The 15,649-nt window shown below is 67.0% G+C and carries 15 protein-coding genes; 3 read left to right on the top strand and 12 right to left on the bottom strand.

Features of this window, described 5'->3' with window-relative positions; genetic code table 11:
- Positions 1–49: 49 nt before the first annotated feature.
- The gene (locus R4P95_RS02830) at positions 50–1,387 is read left to right on the top strand and encodes a phosphatase PAP2 family protein (protein WP_317743933.1); all 1,338 of its coding nucleotides are present in this window, start codon (positions 50–52) and stop codon (positions 1,385–1,387) included.
- Here the strand turns inward: R4P95_RS02830 and mnhG are convergent.
- From mnhG to R4P95_RS02800, 6 genes are read right to left on the bottom strand one after another with little or no spacing between them, the layout of a single operon-like run.
- On the bottom strand, positions 1,356–1,694 hold the full coding sequence (gene mnhG, locus R4P95_RS02825; protein ID WP_109327665.1) for a monovalent cation/H(+) antiporter subunit G: 339 nt from the start codon (positions 1,692–1,694) through the stop codon (positions 1,356–1,358). The genes R4P95_RS02830 and mnhG overlap by 32 nt on opposite strands.
- Entirely contained in the window at positions 1,694–1,951 is a 258-nt protein-coding gene (locus R4P95_RS02820; protein ID WP_109327667.1) for a monovalent cation/H+ antiporter complex subunit F, read from the bottom strand. The genes mnhG and R4P95_RS02820 overlap by 1 nt, the downstream gene beginning before the upstream one ends.
- Positions 1,948–2,520 (bottom strand): Na+/H+ antiporter subunit E, encoded by a 573-nt coding sequence (locus R4P95_RS02815; RefSeq protein WP_317743529.1) that lies wholly within the window; start codon positions 2,518–2,520, stop codon positions 1,948–1,950. The genes R4P95_RS02820 and R4P95_RS02815 overlap by 4 nt, the downstream gene beginning before the upstream one ends.
- A complete protein-coding gene (locus R4P95_RS02810) occupies positions 2,517–4,139 on the bottom strand; it encodes a Na+/H+ antiporter subunit D (protein ID WP_213573188.1) in 1,623 nt (540 codons plus the stop codon). The genes R4P95_RS02815 and R4P95_RS02810 overlap by 4 nt, the downstream gene beginning before the upstream one ends.
- A complete protein-coding gene (locus tag R4P95_RS02805; protein ID WP_109327673.1) occupies positions 4,136–4,702 on the bottom strand; it encodes a Na(+)/H(+) antiporter subunit C in 567 nt (188 codons plus the stop codon). The genes R4P95_RS02810 and R4P95_RS02805 overlap by 4 nt, the downstream gene beginning before the upstream one ends.
- Complete coding sequence (locus tag R4P95_RS02800) at positions 4,699–7,533, bottom strand: Na+/H+ antiporter subunit A (RefSeq protein WP_317743528.1); 2,835 nt, start codon at positions 7,531–7,533, stop codon at positions 4,699–4,701. The genes R4P95_RS02805 and R4P95_RS02800 overlap by 4 nt, the downstream gene beginning before the upstream one ends.
- A 214-nt stretch (positions 7,534–7,747) precedes the next feature.
- Here R4P95_RS02800 and R4P95_RS02795 point away from each other — a divergent pair, with 214 nt between their 5' ends.
- A complete protein-coding gene (locus R4P95_RS02795) occupies positions 7,748–8,158 on the top strand; it encodes an NUDIX domain-containing protein (RefSeq protein WP_317743527.1) in 411 nt (136 codons plus the stop codon).
- Here the strand turns inward: R4P95_RS02795 and R4P95_RS02790 are convergent.
- On the bottom strand, positions 8,155–9,531 hold the full coding sequence (locus R4P95_RS02790) for a hypothetical protein (RefSeq protein ID WP_317743526.1): 1,377 nt from the start codon (positions 9,529–9,531) through the stop codon (positions 8,155–8,157). The two genes, R4P95_RS02795 and R4P95_RS02790, sit on opposite strands and share 4 nt — an antisense overlap.
- A gap of 111 nt (positions 9,532–9,642) precedes the next feature.
- On the opposite strand from R4P95_RS02790, the gene R4P95_RS02785 reads away from it, so the two are divergent.
- Positions 9,643–10,395, top strand: coding sequence for an isocitrate lyase/phosphoenolpyruvate mutase family protein (locus tag R4P95_RS02785; RefSeq protein ID WP_213573185.1), 753 nt, complete (start codon positions 9,643–9,645; stop codon positions 10,393–10,395).
- 39 nt (positions 10,396–10,434) lie between these two features.
- On the opposite strand, the gene R4P95_RS02780 is transcribed toward R4P95_RS02785, so the two are convergent.
- The 5 genes from R4P95_RS02780 to R4P95_RS02760 all read right to left on the bottom strand — a co-directional run bounded on the left by R4P95_RS02780 (position 10,435) and on the right by R4P95_RS02760 (position 15,192).
- Positions 10,435–12,615, bottom strand: a complete 2,181-nt coding sequence (locus R4P95_RS02780) for an AAA family ATPase (protein ID WP_317743525.1) — start codon at positions 12,613–12,615, stop codon at positions 10,435–10,437.
- A gap of 26 nt (positions 12,616–12,641) precedes the next feature.
- Positions 12,642–13,502 carry a CDP-diacylglycerol--serine O-phosphatidyltransferase gene (gene pssA, locus R4P95_RS02775; RefSeq protein ID WP_109327683.1) on the bottom strand — a complete coding sequence of 287 codons (861 nt, stop codon included), beginning with the start codon at positions 13,500–13,502 and terminating at the stop codon, positions 12,642–12,644.
- A complete protein-coding gene (locus tag R4P95_RS02770; RefSeq protein ID WP_213573183.1) occupies positions 13,499–14,212 on the bottom strand; it encodes a phosphatidylserine decarboxylase in 714 nt (237 codons plus the stop codon). Before R4P95_RS02770 ends, pssA begins: the two co-directional genes overlap by 4 nt.
- A 250-nt stretch (positions 14,213–14,462) precedes the next feature.
- The gene (locus R4P95_RS02765) at positions 14,463–14,693 is read right to left on the bottom strand and encodes a hypothetical protein (protein ID WP_317743524.1); all 231 of its coding nucleotides are present in this window, start codon (positions 14,691–14,693) and stop codon (positions 14,463–14,465) included.
- Positions 14,694–14,736: 43 nt separating this feature from the next.
- Complete coding sequence (locus tag R4P95_RS02760; protein WP_213573181.1) at positions 14,737–15,192, bottom strand: SRPBCC family protein; 456 nt, start codon at positions 15,190–15,192, stop codon at positions 14,737–14,739.
- Positions 15,193–15,649: the final 457 nt, after the last annotated feature.

Genomic DNA, 15,649 nt, shown 5'->3' with positions numbered 1-15,649 from the left:
ACGCTTGTCCACCTTCCGTTCATGTGTTGTTTACACTTGCCGGGTGTCGATCGACGAAGTAGCCGTTGCACGGCCGGGGAGGTCCGTCGACCGGTCGCCCACGCTCGTTGCCGGTGGCGTGCTGGGGGTCGTGGCTGCGCTGGTGACGGTGCAGTTGCTCGCGTCGGCGCAGGGATTCCAGGGGCCACTCGAAAGCCTTGTTCGTGACTATGTTTTGACACCGAAGTCGGCGTCCGTCCCCTGGGCGGGGCTCGCGCTCGCGATGGTCGGGCTCACGTCACGGCAGCGGATCGTGGCCCTGTCGGCCGCGGCCGGCATCGATGTGTCCGTTGCGGCTGTGCGGTACGCGGCGGGGGGCCCACTCACCGTGGGAAACGGTGCGACGTGGGTCCTCACCGCGGTCGGTGTCTACGCCGCGGTCCGGTGGACCGGCGAGCAGCGGCACAGCGCGCTGAAGGGGGTGGCGCTCGGTGCCCTGCTCATTCTCGCGACCAAGTTCGGCGATGCGTGGTTGCAGATCACGATCATGGCCGGCCCGATGGTTCTCGATGAATACGCGCAGCTGGCCGACCATGCGCTGGGAAATCCGTCGTGGCACATGGGACAGCTGGTCGATGCTCTCGGTTCGGTCGGCTACGGGGTTCTGCACTGGGTCTACATCGAACTACCGGTCGCCGCGATCGCGGTGGCGATCTATCAGCTGAGAAACGGCTGGCCCACGCACTATCTCGTCCGCACGTTCCTGCTGATCGGCCTCGTCGGGCCCATCTTCTACCTTCTCTTCCCCGTGGTCGGGCCGATCTTCGCATTCGGCACCGACGGGCAGGGCTTTCAGGCCGGCAACTTCTGGCCGAATTTCGTTCCGACGCCCGACTTCACCCCTGCGCCGATGGCGTTCGATGCGGTGACACCCCGCAACTGCATGCCCAGTCTGCACACCGCCTGGGCGCTCGCGCTGTTCATCCATTCGCGCGGCGGCACCTGGTGGCTTCGGCTCGGCGGCACGTTCTGGCTGGTATGCACTCTCACCGCGACGCTCGGCTTCGGCTATCACTACGGAGTCGACCTGGTGGCGGGAGCCGTGCTCTGCCTGACCATCGAGTCGGCCCTGCGGGACCCCGAACGCGGGTGGGGCTGGTTCCGGATTCGGCTCGTCGGCGGCGGGACGATCGCACTCGTCGTACTGCTGCTCAGTTACCGCTATCTCGCCGTGCCGATGGGCCGCTTCCCCGAGGTCTCGGGACCGATCGTGATCGGTGTCCTCGCCGCTGTGATTCTCGGGTTCTACGCGACCTTCTTCGCCCGGGAGGACAGCGCGCTGCACCGCTGGGGCACCGTCGGTTCCCGGCCTGCGGTCACGGCCGCTCTGGAGGCTCCAGCTCGTTGATCATCATCAGCCCGTCCTGATCGCGTTGCTCCCGGTACGCGACGCGGCCGACGCTGTGCGCGATGACAGGAGCGGTGAAGAGGGTGAAGACGCCGACGAGGATCAACATCCAGATGTCGACGTTGCCCCGCAGTTCGATCACGGCGCCCACCAGCACCATGTTCAGTCCGACCACCTGCGGTTTGGTGGCGGCGTGCATGCGCCGCAGAGTGTCGGGGAAACGCACGATGGCGATGGCCGCGGTGAGCGCGAGAAGAGAGCCCGCCAGCATGAGACCGGCGCCGATGTAGTTCAGGACACTGGTCATTACTTGTCACTCACCCGGAAGCGGGCCACCGACACGGAACCGATGAAGCCGACCAGCGACAGGGCGACGATGGCGGGGACGATCGTGGTGTCGCCGGTGTAGGCGGCCCACACCGCGAGACCACACATGGCGAGTGCGATCAGGGTGTCGAGGGCGACGAGGCGGTCCAGCGAGTTGGGCCCGTCGAGAAGCCGAAAGGTGGTCAGCACGCCGGCGATCACCAGAACGATCCCGGAGATGACGGAGACGACTGTCATGTGGTGCCCTCCTGAGCGGGGTCCTCGTACTGCTCGTCGCCGAAGTGCCAGGCACTCGGCTTCCATTCGGAGTCGCGCTCGAAGGCGGCGATGAACAAGCGTTCCAGTTGCGCGACCGTGCGGTAGAACTGGCCGACCGCCTTCGCCGAACCCATGTCGAGTACATGGACGTACACGATCCGTCGAACCTGATCGATCTCGAGCACCATGGTTCCCGGAATGAGATTCACGACGTCGATGAACAGGGTGAGGACCAGATCCGATTTGATTCCGAGTTGGTACCGCAGAACGCCGGTGACCGGTGGCGGACCGGGGCGTACCGCCAGCCAGGCGATTTGCAGGCTCGATTCGAGCGAGTAGTACACGAATTTCCAGGCCAGCCGGAGGAGCGACAGGACGTGCACGCGCCCCTGGACCGGCACCCTCGGCAGGGGCATGAGCACCATGATCAGCACACCGACCGCGACTCCGCCGACCACGTTGGCGATGCTGAGGTTTCCCCACAGGAGAATCCATACGGCCGTCAACCAGACCAGTGCGCTGAGTTGGAGAAATCTCTCGCGTTTCATCGCGGCGCCTCCTGCGCTTCGGCCCCGCTGCGATCGCCCAGGACGGCGGTGATGTAGATCGAGCGGTCCTGCAGGTCGGTGGCAGCACGGTCGCTGATCGAGATGATCTGCCCGGCGAAGACCGTCATGGCCAGGCCCACCCCGACGAGCGCGACCGTGGGTAGCAACATCATCGCGGGGATGCGCCCCACGTCGGCGCGATCGTCGAACGGGATGTCGGCCTCGGACTCGTCGATCAGAGCCGACGGGCTCACATCGGCGAGGTCACCTTCCGGGGCGTCGGCGCGGGCCCGCCAGAACGCCTTGGTCCAGACACGGGCCACCACGTACAGGGTGAGCAGGCTGGTGAGGGTGCCGCCACCGACGAGGATCCAGGCCAGTACCCCGGCGTCCGCGGAACCCGCTTGCAGGAGGGCTACTTTGCCGATGAACCCGGAGAACGGCGGGATGCCCCCGAGGTTCAGAGCAGGGACGAGGAAGACGATGGCGAGGACGGGGCTGGCGGCGGCGAGCCCGCCGAGCCGGCGCAGCGACGACGACCCGGCCTGTCGTTCGATGAGACCGACGACGAGGAACAGCGTGGTCTGCACGAGAATGTGGTGCGCCACGTAGTAGATGGCACCCGAGAGTCCCGACTGCGTGGACAGCGCGATACCGAACACCATGTAGCCGATGTGACTGACCAGGGTGAAGGACAGCAGGCGTTTGATGTCGCTCTGCGCGATCGCACCGAAGATGCCGACGAGCATCGTCAGCAGGCCGCACACCATCAGAACGTTGTCGAGTTCGCCCTCCGGAAACAGCAGCGTGTGCGCGCGGATGATCGCGTACACGCCCACCTTGGTGAGCAGACCCGCGAAGACGGCCGTGACCGGTGCCGGCGCGGTCGGGTAGGAGTCGGGGAGCCACGTCGACAGGGGGAAGACCGCGGCCTTGATCCCGAACGCCACGAGCAGGACACCGAAGATGGCGGTGCGCGTGCCCGACGGGATGCCGTCGAGCCGGGTGGCCATGTCGGCGAGGTTGAGGGTGCCGGTGGCCGCGTAGGCGAAGGAAATGCCGGCCAGGAAGATCAGCGACGACACCATCGACACCATCACGTAGGACACGCCGGCGCGGACCCGCTCGGCGCTCGCTCCCAACGTCAGCAGGACGAAGCTGGCCGCGAGCAACACCTCGAAACCGACATACAGGTTGAACAGGTCACCGGCGAGGAAGGCGTTGGATATTCCTGCGGTGAGGGCCAGATACGTGGGCAGGAAGATCGAGACGGGCTGGTCTTCACTTCCGTCGCGGATGCCCTGACCGACCGCGTATGCCATGACGGCCAGCAGCACGATCGAAGAGACGACGAGCATCATCGCGGACAAACGGTCGACGACGAGGGTGATGCCGATGGGGGAGTCCCAGCCGCCCACTTGAATCGCCGTCGTACCGTCGCGGTCCGCGAGGTACAGGAGCAGTGCGGACACGACCAGCACGGCGATCAGTGCGGTGAGGGTGATCACCCGCTGGGCGCGGGGACGCCGGCCGAGTACCAGGGTCGCGGCGGCGGCGAGCATGGGCACGAGAACGGGCAGCGGGGCGAGTGTGGTGACGAGGTGCGGGGACAGGGTCACGGCTTCTTTCCGATCGTGGCCTTGTCGTCTTCGTCGTCGTCGAAATCGCCGGTGTGCAGCTCTTCGTAACCCTCGAGGTCTTCGAGGTTCCGTAGTTCTTCCAAGGGGATGGGATTACCGTTCCGGTCGAAGGCGTCACCGGTGAAACTGGGCTCGCCGGTGACGGGGTCGTCGGAGCGGTCGCGGTCGGGGGCTTCCGAGGGCGAACGCCGCAGCAGGACCCGGGTGTCTTCGGGATCGTTCTCGACGAGGTCGGCGGTGGTGATCTTGAACGACCGGTACGCGAGAGCCAGGACGAAGGCCGCAATGCCCATGGTGATGACGATCGCGGTGAGCACCATCGCCTGCGCGAGGGGATCGGCCATCGACTCGTGGATGGAGTCGCGGCCCACGATCGGGGGATTTCCGTCCGAGCCACCCGACGTGAGGATCAGAAGATTGATCCCGTTGCCGAACAGCAGCAGTCCCAGGAGCATGCGCGTGATGCTGCGCTCGATGAGCAGGTAGACGCCTGCAGACACCAGGACGCCGATGATGACGAGGAATCCGATGTTTGCGCTCATTTCTGGTTCACCTCGATCTGTGCATCGAGACGTGCGCCGAGACTGCGGAGCACGTCGAGGACGAGACCGACCACGATGAGGTACACACCCAGGTCGAAGAACAGTGCGGTGACCAGCTTGATGTGTCCCAGCAGCGGGACCGTCACCTCGAACACTGCGGACGACAGCACGGGTGCGCCGAGGAACAACGACACCAGGGCCGTTCCGGCGGCGAGTGTGAGGCCCAGCCCGAGAATCTTGCCGGCGTCGATGGGGACCGTTTCTCCCAGCTCGTAACGGCCGCCCGCGAGATAGCGCAACACAAGGGCGAGCCCCGCGGTCAGACCGCCGGCGAATCCGCCACCGGGTGCGTTGTGCCCGGAGAAGAAGAAGTACACCGACAGCACCATGATCGTCGGGAAGATCAGCCGGGTGGTCACCTCGAGAACCAGCGAACGGTGTCGGGGATCGATGAGATCTCCACCGAGCAGCCACGTCGTCTCCGACTGCGCGGACGCCTGTTCGACGGTGACCGCAGGGGCGTCCGACACGCGGGGCGCACTGCCGAAGCGGCGATTGCGGAACACCAGACTCGCGACACCCGTCGCGGCGACGAGCAGAACCGAGATTTCGCCGAGCGTGTCCCAGGCTCGGATGTCGACGAGTAGGACGTTCACGACATTCTTGCCGTTTCCGATGTAGTACGCGGCGTCGGGAAGTAACCCATGAATGGGCACCGTGTTGCGGGCGTTGATCGCGTAGGCACCGATCGTGGTGATGGTGGCGCCGACCGCGACCGCGAGCAGTGCCCGGGGCAGCTTGAAACCGATGGCCCTGCTCTCGTCGACCTCTGCGGGAAGCTTGCGGAACACCAGCACGAAGATCACCAGAGTCAGCGTTTCGACGAGGAACTGGGTCAGTGCCAGGTCCGGGGCGCCGTGCAGCGCGAACAGGACACCGCAGCCGTATCCACTGAGGCCGACGAGGATGACGCTGGCCAGCCGGTTGCGCATCACCGTCGCCGCGAGCGCGGCGGCCACCATCATCAGCCCGATCACGAACTGCACCGGCGAGTCCCACAGTCGGAGGTCGGCGTCGGTGCGGCTGCCGGTGAACAGCAGAACGAGCGGCAGCACGACGAGCGTGGCGAGAATGATCGCCTGGGTCCGGGGGAGCGAACCACGCTGGGTGGCGCCGGTCAGCCGCATCGACAGGGCGTCCATGAAGCGGAGTGTCGCGTCGTAGATGCGGTCGGCGTTGCCGAGAGGTGGATGTTCGAACCGCAACCGGATGACCCACCGCTGCGCCACGAACAGGGCGGTGCCGACGGCGAACACGACCACCGTCAACAGCAGGGCGGTGTTCACGCCGTGCCACAGCGCGAGGTGGTAGTCGGAAGCACCCTCGGCAGGCAGAGTCTGCGAGTACGGAACCAGCAGCTTCTCGAGTTGGGGTGACGCCGCACCCGCGGCCAGACCGAGCACCGAGAGCACCGCGGGCGCGGCCAGGAACATCGGGCCGGGTGCGTGCATTTTCTGCACGGCAACGGTGGGATTCTCGAGCCGCTTGCGCCCGAATGCCCCCCACATGAATCGCACGCTGTAGGCGAAGGTCAGGATCGATCCGACCACCACCACGGCCACGGCCACGAGGCGAGCGGGGTCCGCGAGCGCCGTGGTGCTCAGCAACGAGTCGAAGGCTGCTTCCTTGCCGACGAAACCCAGGAACGGCGGCAGTCCGGCCATGCTGGCCGCGGCAAGGGCCGCGAACACCGTCAGCGCCGGTGCGCGGGCGCCCAGGTGGCCCAGTTTCCGGATGTCCCGGGTGCCGGTGGAGTGGTCGATGATCCCGACCACCATGAACAGCGCCGCCTTGAACATCGCGTGGGCGACCACCATGGTCAGCCCCGCCAGCATGGCGTCCCGCGTACCCAGACCCACGAGCACCATGAGAAATCCGAGCTGACTGACGGTGCCGAACGCGAGGACGAGTTTGAGGTCGAAGGCCCGCAGCGCACGCCACCCGGCCAGCACCATCGTCAGCAGCCCGAGCGTGACGATGGTGAATCGCCACGGGGCGGCGTCGGCGAAGCCGGGGGACAGCCGGGCCACGAGATAGATGCCGGCCTTCACCATGGCCGCGGCATGCAGATAACCGCTGACCGGAGTGGGGGCCGCCATCGCTCCGGGCAGCCAGAAATGCAACGGGACGATCGCCGATTTCGACAGCGCACCGATGAGGACCAACACAACGCCGACACCGGCGAGCCAGCCGCGAGGTGCGACCTCGATCAGTTCCGACAGGTTGTACGTGCCACCGACCTGGCCGAGGATGATGATGCCGACGAGCATGGCCAGCCCACCCGCGGTGGTGACGAGCAGCGCCTGCGTCGCGGCCCGGCGACTCGAGGCGCGCTCGGCATAATGGCCGACCAGCAGGAACGACAGGACCGTCGTCAACTCCCAGAAGGTGTACAGCAACAACATGTTGTCGCTGGCGACGAGCCCGAACATGGCGCCGGCGAACGCCACCATCTGCGCGGCGAAAATGCCCAGCCGCGGCTCGTCGTCGGTGAAATACCGCGCGCAGTACATCAAGATCAGGGCGCCGATCCCGAGGACGAGCACCGACATGATGGCGGCCAGGGGATCGAACCAGAAGTCGATGTTCATCGACAGGCCGGGGATCCACTCGAGTGAGACGGTCTGCACCGTCCCCCAGTGCGCGATCACCCAGCCGAGTGATACCAGCGGGACGAGCGCGAGCGGATAGAAAGCGTTGCGGCCGAACATGCGCACCACAAGCGGAGCCAGAACGGCGGCGACAGCATGGGCGAGCAGAACAGCGAGCAAAAGGCACTCCGTCGTTGGTCAGCGGGCGGCGGGGTGTCGGAACGCAGCGAACCGAGTCGGTGTAGACCGTTCGCGAAGCTAGCGAGTTGGTCTACGACGTACATCTTACTGGTTCCAGGTTGCGGCCTCGAGTCCCGGCAAACCGGACGAAACGGGCGAGCCTGTCGCGCTCCGTCATTTCAGGGCCGCGGCGGGCTGTTCTATCTTGTGAGGCGTGCCCGCCGAGATCCGAACCGCAGCCCTCGCTCACATCCGCCAGAGGCGGCTTCTGCAGACGAGATCGGTCGGAAAGTCGGCGTTCTACATGGCCGGCGGCAAGATTGATCCCGGCGAGAACGCCGAAGAGGCGCTGCACCGGGAAATTTGGGAAGAACTCGACGCCGCGATCGTGGACGGCACCCTCGAGCAACTGGGAGTCTTCGAAGCGCCGGCGTACGGGCATCCCGAAGGCACCGCCCTGCACATGACGTGCTTTCTTGCAGAACTGAGCGCTGAGCCGCGGCCGACGAGCGAGATCGCGGAACTGCGGTACTTCACGGTCGACGAGTACGCGGCGATGCCCGACGTCGCGCCCGGTTCGATGCTGGTGTTTCGCCGGCTGCAGTCGCTGGGTCTGCTCGACTAGGTGAGCGGTGCTGTCTTTTCCAGCGGTGGGCGACGCGACCGTATCGAGTAGGCGCAGTACGCCACGACGGCCAGCATCGCGATCCCCGCGAGATGGTCCGATGCCGCCGAGACGGGCGAGGGGCCGTCGGCCTCGCCGGTGAACGCCGCCACAGCGCCGAGCGGTTCATAGGCTCCGGCGTACACGACCCGGCTGCCCGGGATGGTGGTTGCCGCCACGAAGACGAGCGAGGCGAACGGCAACGCCAGGCCCAGAACTGCGACCGGCGCCGACGCGGGGAGCGCGGCGGCCAGCGCAAACCCCATCCCGGTGCACAGGAGGAAGAGCCGGGCGAGAAGGAGGACGCCGTCACTGCCGAAGTCGGGCTGTATGGCGGTGGTCAGGGGAACGAGGGCGGCGAGCCCGAGCCCCCAGTACGGTCGTCGCAACGTCGGAGGAACCCGGACCGCGACCGCGATACCCAATGCCAACGCTGTGACACCGACGATCAGGACGGCGGAGGCGGGGGTTGTCACGCGCGGGGTCCGGAGGTCGTCGAGGACGGGCATGGCCGCGGCGGTGACTGCCGTGGCGGCCAGCAGGAAATGCCCGTCGGCACGGGGGAGCAAGCGTGCGGACACCTCCGTGCATACCAGCACCACGACGAGGCAGAAGCCGATGATGAGCCATACCGTCAGCGGTTCACCGAATTCGTGGTCGTCGATCCACGCACCGAGTAGCCGGTTGAGGAGAGCGAGAGCCAGTGCCGCGGCCAGTGCCGTCTGGAGGGTGCGACGTTCTGGACGCTGCACCCGGAACTGCTTCTGGGCGAGGGCGGTGGAAACGAGCGCCAGTACCAGCGTCCCGATCAGCAACCACATCGGTGGTTCCCCGATCGCGGACGTACTCCGGCTTGCCGGTTCGAGATACTCGGTGTCACCGCGTGGTAGTCGCGCGACGCTCGCGAGAACGAACGCTCCCGCCGCGCCGAGCGTCAGCGTCAGCTGCGGACCCCACCGTCCCCACACTGCGGCGACCGCGGCTCCGAGAAGAATCCCCGCGGTTGCGGTCTTCGCGAAGTGCAATGCGATCAGCGTGTCGACACCACCTGCCCCCGCCACCGCCGAGCGGGTTGCGATCAGGACGAGTGCACACGCCGCGGCGACGATCCACGAGGCGCGGCGTGAGCCCGACCGCTGCAGTCCGGCCACAGCGATCACGGCGAGGACGAGGGCAACCACGACACCGGTCGGCTGGCTGCTGAGCCACCGGTCGATCTCACGATCCGACGCATAGATGGCCCACGCGCGATTGCGGGGATTGGTGAGAACGAACCCGGCCAGTGCGCCGGAGGCGAGGGCCGCCGCCGCCGACAGGGGTTCGCGGAAGTCCATCCACTCACGGTACTCGAGCAGCGAGGAATGGACGGCACCCACCTCGCGTTGCCAACGAAGGCGTACCGAGAACGACTCCGTCCAACACTTTCCGAGGCGAGGAGCCCACCCATGACGTCGATCCACGAGAAGGCCACAACGCTGCTGCAGCTGCATCAGCCCGGTAACCCGGTCATCCTGCCGACGGTATGGGACGCGTGGTCCGCGAATTTGGCTGTCTCCGCGGGTTTCCGAGCACTCACGGTCGGTAGCCATCCGGTGTCGGACTCGATCGGCAAGCCCGACAACGAGGGAATCACCTTCGACGAGCTGCTGCATCGGATCGCCCAGATCACCTCCGCCGTGGACCTGCCCATCTCGGTGGACATCGAATCCGGCTACGGGGAGGAACCCGCTCGCCTCATCGACGGCTTGATCGGCGCCGGCGCCGTGGGGCTGAACATCGAGGACACCGTCCACAGTGAAGGCGGCCGGCTGCGTGAGCCGCAGGAGCACGCCGACTTCGTGGGGAAACTACGCCAGGCCGCCGACGCCGCAGGCGTGCACGTCGTGGTCAATGCGCGGACCGACCTGTTCGTCAAGAAGGTCGGCGACGATGCCGATCGCGTCGACCGTGCCATCTCCCGGCTGAAGCTCGCAGCCGACGCCGGCGCCGACGTCCTGTATCCGGTGGGCCGCCACGACGACGCCACCCAGAAACGTCTCACTTCGGAGCTGCCGCTGCCCGTCAACGCGATCGGCCTGCCCGACCAGGACGACCCGGCATCCTTCGGACCGCTCGGCGTCGCACGGGTGAGCTTCGGTCCGTTCTTCCAAGCTGCCCTCGCCGCGCACGCCGCGACGTTGCTCGGCCGCTGGTCCTGACCCGTGAGTACTTGTTAACCGTGGGCGGTTAGGAAGTACTCACGGGCGCGACAGCGCATAGGCCTTGAGGTGCGCCACTTGCTCGGGGTCGAGCGAGGGGCGCACCTTCTCGCGTGCTGCGGCCACGTCGGCGGCGGTGACGTCGGCGGCGTCGATGCTCCGGCGCATCGCGGCGAGCGCAGCTTCACGGAGGAGCGCCGAGCAGTCGGCGGCCGAGTAGCCGTCGAGGTTGTCGGCCAGGTCGTCGAGGGCGACGTCGTCGGCGAGCGGGACCGAACTGCCGGCGGTCCGCAGGATCGCCTTGCGCGCCTCCGCGTCGGGCGGCGGCACGAACACGAGTCGTTCGAGGCGTCCGGGCCGCAGTAACGCGGGGTCGATCAGGTCGGGTCGGTTGGTGGCGCCGAGCACCACGACATCGCGCAGAGGCTCGACGCCGTCGAGTTCGGTCAGCAGCGAGGCCACCACGCGGTCGGAGACACCGGAGTCGGAACTCTGACCGCGGCGCGGGGCCAGCGCGTCGATCTCGTCGAGGAAGATGAGGGACGGCGCAGAGTCGCGGGCCCGCTGGAACAACTCGCGCACCGCCTTCTCGGACGCGCCCACCCACTTGTCCATCAGCTCGGCGCCCTTGACGGCATGCACGCTGAGGTGTCCCGTACTGGCAAGGGCCCGAACAAGATAGGTCTTGCCGCAGCCGGGAGGTCCGTACAGCAGGACTCCGCGCGGAGGGTCGACACCCAGCCGTGCAAACGAATCCGGATGCTGCAACGGCCACAGCACCGCCTCGGTGAGGGCCTGCTTGGTTTCGACCATGTCACCGACGTCGTCCAGAGTGAGGCTGCCGATGGCCAGCTCCTCGCTCCCCGACCTCGACAAGGGGCGGATCACGTCGAGGGCGCCGAGCAGATCCTCCTGGGTCAGAGCTGGGTCGGCCGGTGATCTGGTGGCGCGGGAGGCGGCCCGCAACGCTGCCTCCCGGCACAGTGCTGCGAGATCGGCCACCACGAATCCGGGCGACCTGGCCGCGATGGCATCGAGGGCGATCCCGTCGGTGGGCACCTTCCGCAGCAGCAGTTCGAGCAGGGCGCGTCGGGTGGCGCCGTCGGGCAGTGTCAGGGCGAGTTCGCGGTCGCACAGTTCCTGGCCGCGCAGCCGGGTGTCGGTCGATTCCGGATGCGCGGTGGTCGCGACGAATGCGACACCGGCGGTGTCGACGGCACGGCGGAGTTGGTCGAGGATCAGGGCGGAGACGGGTTCCGGAGTCGCGGGCAGCAGGGTATCGATGTCGGTGACGAGTAGCACCCCGCTGCCGCTGATCGCGTCGACTGCTGCTGTGACCCGTTGCAGTCGTGCACCGGCTTCGAGAGCGCCGACGCTGGGACCGTCGAGTTCGACGACGCGCCGCGACGCCAGCACGGAGCGGGCCAAGGTGGCTTTACCGACGCCACCCGGCCCGGTCACAAGGACTCCCAGGTGAGGCGACGCCCCGAGCTTGCGGAGCAGTTCGGGTTCGTCGAGCGCGAGTCCCAGCCACTCGGTCAGTTTGGCGGCCTGGGTCTGCGCCCCGACGAGGTCCTCGACGGGCAGGGGTGGGACGGCCGCGGATTCGGTCACCGTCGCCGACAGGCGCGCCGGGGCAGACGAGACCGCGGTGCGCGTTCCCGCACCCCACCCGACCGCGGTGTTGGGTTGCACACTCACCGGGCCGCCCGCCGGGTCCACCCCGGTGACGGTGAGAAGTTCCGACGTCCATGCGACGCCGAAGGTCCGGGACAGTGCCTGGGTGGCGGGCGCCGTACTGGTCCCGGGGCCTAGGTCGCGGGGGAGCAGGGACACCGCGTCACCCACGCTGAGGACCTTCCCGAGGAGGGCTTGTCGCAGGGTGACATCCGAGATCGAGGTGACCGCCAGGTTGGAGCCGCTGACCGTGACCGTTCTTCCGCCGTACACGGTCACCGGCGTCACGACGACGGTGGCGTTCTCGGTGAGGCCGGCATTCGACATCGTCACGTCGTCGAGCAGCGCGGTGCCCGTGGGCGTTCCGGCCGGCGCGATACCCGCCACCGCTGCCGTCCGGCGCGCCCCCACCAACGCGATCGCGTCCCACTCGCGGAGACCGAGCGCGGCGAGCGCTTCCGGATGGAGCCGTACGACGCCGCGTCGCGTGTCGGCGGCCGAAGTGTTCAGTCGGACTGTGAGCGCGAGTTCCGGTGAGGTCACGCGTCGAGCCTACGTGCGCGAGTGCACTATCGGGCTCGTGGACGGCGCAACCCGAGCCGCGCCGCGGAGCGCCGTCCGCGGGTGTCGGGCTGTCGCCGGATGGCTCGCCGTTCTGCCGGTTTGATCTCCCAGGTCTCCGGCCGCGCCGCCACCCACCGCTGCGAGCGGACGGCGAACGGAATGTGCGCCAGGTACACGGCGACGAGGGCCATCAGCAGAATGAACGGATAGGTGACCAACGCAGCCGCTGCGAGCGCCACCAGCACCAGCAGACCTGCTGCCATGCGAGGCGGCACGGACACGGTCTTGAGCGCCAGAGTCGGAATGCGACTGACGATCAGGGCCGCGGAGAACACCGTCCACGCCACGACGACCGGATACGACGACCACCAGCCGTCGCCCCACTGCGCTGCCGCCGCCAAGGGCGTGAGCGCTACCAAGGCTCCCGCGGGTGCCGGGACGCCGACGAAGTACTCGCTGGCGTAACCCGGCATATCGTCGTCGTCGAGCAGAGTGTTGAAGCGGGCGAGCCGCAGCACGATGCTCACTGCGTAGATGAGCGCGATGATCCAACCGAAACTCTGCCCGTCCAGCAGGGTGACGTACAGCACGAGGGCCGGGGCGACACCGAACGAGATGGAGTCGGCCAGCGAATCGAGCTCCGCACCCATTTTGCTGGTGGCGTCGAGGAGCCGGGCGATCCGCCCGTCGAGGGAGTCGAGCACCGCGGCGGCACCGATCATCGCCAGCGCGGTCCCGAGATCGCCGTCGAGCGCGAACTTCACCGCGGACAGCCCACCACACAACGCGAGAATTGTGACGACACTCGGCAGCAAGCGCACCGCTTGCCGTGGTCTCCCTCTCCGCTGCTTCGTACTGGCGATCACGGCAGTTGAGCGATGACGGTTTCGGCACCGATCGTCCGCTGGCCACGCTCCACCAGCAAGGTGGTGCCCGCAGGGAAGTAGGTGTCGACGCGGGAGCCGAACCGGATCAGACCGTAGGTGTCACCGATGGGGAGGGTGTCGCCGACCGCGGCGTCACACACGATTCGCCGGGCCAGTAGGCCGGCGATCTGCACCACCGCGACGTCATGGCCGTCCGAGGTGTGCAGCAGCATGCTGTTGCGTTCGTTCACCTCGCTGGCATCGGCAAGGTCGGCGGACAGGAATTGGCCCGACCGGTGCACGACTTTCTGCACCACTCCGCCGACCGGGCTGCGCTGGACGTGGACGTCGAGCACGGACAGGAAGATGCTGACCCGGGGCAGGGGCTCGGAGCCCATGTCGAGTTCGGCCGGCGGCACGGCGGTATCGACGAGTGCGACTTCACCGTCGGCAGGCGCGACCGCTACGCCCACCCGGTTGGGAGGAACACGATGCGGATGCCGGAAGAACGCGGCGCACGCTGCGGCGGAGGTCAGCGCGCCACGCCGGACCCACTTGCGGTTGCGGCCGAGGACCGCCACACCGAGCGGTGCGAGAACGAAGGGCAGTCCGGCCGGATGAAGCGGTGGGACGGCTCCCCGGGCGAGATCGACGAAATGGCCGATCCCTGAGGTCTGCGCGGTTCCGGGTGGTCTGGGCTTACGGGCCACGGGCTCCTCTAACTGTGTCGGGCGGGACGGCTACCTGCCGTTGCGGCGCCCTCACAGGTTACGTGAGCGCGGCCGGCTGTAACGCATCAGGAGAGAGTACGCACTCACCGAGGCGGAGGAGGAAACGGACCGCGGACACATGGCGAGCGGTGCGATGGGGCCGCCGAAGCGAAACGTCAGCTGATCGCCGGGGAGGGCGGCGATCGCGTCGAGGAGAAAACCCGCGTTCACCTGTACGTGCGATCATCCGTCAGCGTGTCCGCGGCCTCGGGCGCACGCAGATCCCAGCGCAATTCCTCTGAACGTCGGCCATGTCGTGGGCGAGGGTCACGATGTGAAGCGGATCGCGATTGCCCTCAGGAAACGCCTCGAGGGCGCCCCACACCTCGGCGAAGAGATGTCGGGCGCCCTCGGCGTCGCCTGCTATCGCGAGTTCCTGACCTCGACCGATCTGCGCCCTCACGTCATCCGAGTTCTCCATGCGGTTCACGGTGAAGGCTCGACCAGGTCGAGAGTCAAGCGGGTTACCTGGCTTCGGCGGCCGCCTTGATACGGGCCAGGGTGGTGTTCATACCCTCGATCAGTTCGACCTCGAAGTCGTCGTTGCCGCCCAGCACGGTCTTCACCAGGAATTGCGACACCTTGGTCGTTCCGGTCGGCGCCTCCCGGCGTTCGATGACCTTGGTTCCGCCGGCGGTGGGCTGGAGTTCGTACGACCAGATGGTGCGGTTCTCGACGACGCGGAAGGCGATGGACTTGTTCGGCTGGAACTTGACGACCTTCGAGGTGGTCGGCCACACGAGCATGCCCTTGCGGTTGATGTTGATCGTCTTCGTGCCTTCTTCGACCACACCGCCCAGGACGCGCATCGTGCGGCACTGCGGGCTCCACTCACCCATCCGCTTCAGATCAGACACCACCGCCCACACATCCTGCGGGGTGGCGTCGATTTCGATGCTTGCTTCGAGGGTGTTTGCCATCGGCTGTCTCCAGTCAGGGAAGGTGGTACGGGTAGTTACAACTACTTTGCCGTCATCGTAGGCGCTCGGAGAACGAGGATGTGCGGCAGGTCACTTCTTTGTACCCCGATGAGTTCGTTGCGTCCGCTCCGGACAGGTTGTCGCTTCGCTCCGGAACGGGTTTGTCGCTTCGCTCCGCGCGCCTCACCGAAACTGTGTAACTCCCGAGGCACGATGAGCGATAGAAAAATCAGTGCAATGGTTCGGTGCCAGCGCATTGGCACGTCGTCGAGTCGGTGTTCGGAAGTGATCGTCGTGAATGTTCATTCGATCCTGCGGCGGGACCGCAGCCCTCTCCCTCTACTCGAATCTGCCCGATTGCAAGGACGTCCGTCCTCGTGGCCGAGTGAAAAACTCGAACGTCTCATGACGCCACGCGAAATCGAAGAGGTTCTGCGCGGCGACGTGTAATCGCCGT

Source organism: Rhodococcus sp. IEGM 27, from assembly GCF_033142305.1.
In the GTDB taxonomy this organism is placed as follows: domain Bacteria; phylum Actinomycetota; class Actinomycetes; order Mycobacteriales; family Mycobacteriaceae; genus Rhodococcus_F; species Rhodococcus_F oxybenzonivorans.
This window is presented reverse-complemented; position numbering and strand designations above follow the sequence as displayed.

Excerpts from the sequence above, each read along its gene's own strand:
- mnhG (WP_109327665.1), bottom strand. The coding sequence starts at position 1,694 with ATGACCAGTGTCCTGAACTACATCGGCGCCGGTCTCATGCTGGCGGGC.
- R4P95_RS02820 (WP_109327667.1), bottom strand. The coding sequence starts at position 1,951 with ATGACAGTCGTCTCCGTCATCTCCGGGATCGTTCTGGTGATCGCCGGC.
- R4P95_RS02815 (WP_317743529.1), bottom strand. The coding sequence starts at position 2,520 with ATGAAACGCGAGAGATTTCTCCAACTCAGCGCACTGGTCTGGTTGACG.
- R4P95_RS02805 (WP_109327673.1), bottom strand. The coding sequence starts at position 4,702 with ATGAGCGCAAACATCGGATTCCTCGTCATCATCGGCGTCCTGGTGTCT.
- R4P95_RS02790 (WP_317743526.1), bottom strand. The coding sequence starts at position 9,531 with ATGGACTTCCGCGAACCCCTGTCGGCGGCGGCGGCCCTCGCCTCCGGC.
- R4P95_RS02785 (WP_213573185.1), top strand. The coding sequence starts at position 9,643 with ATGACGTCGATCCACGAGAAGGCCACAACGCTGCTGCAGCTGCATCAG.
- R4P95_RS02765 (WP_317743524.1), bottom strand. The coding sequence starts at position 14,693 with ATGGAGAACTCGGATGACGTGAGGGCGCAGATCGGTCGAGGTCAGGAA.
- R4P95_RS02760 (WP_213573181.1), bottom strand. The coding sequence starts at position 15,192 with ATGGCAAACACCCTCGAAGCAAGCATCGAAATCGACGCCACCCCGCAG.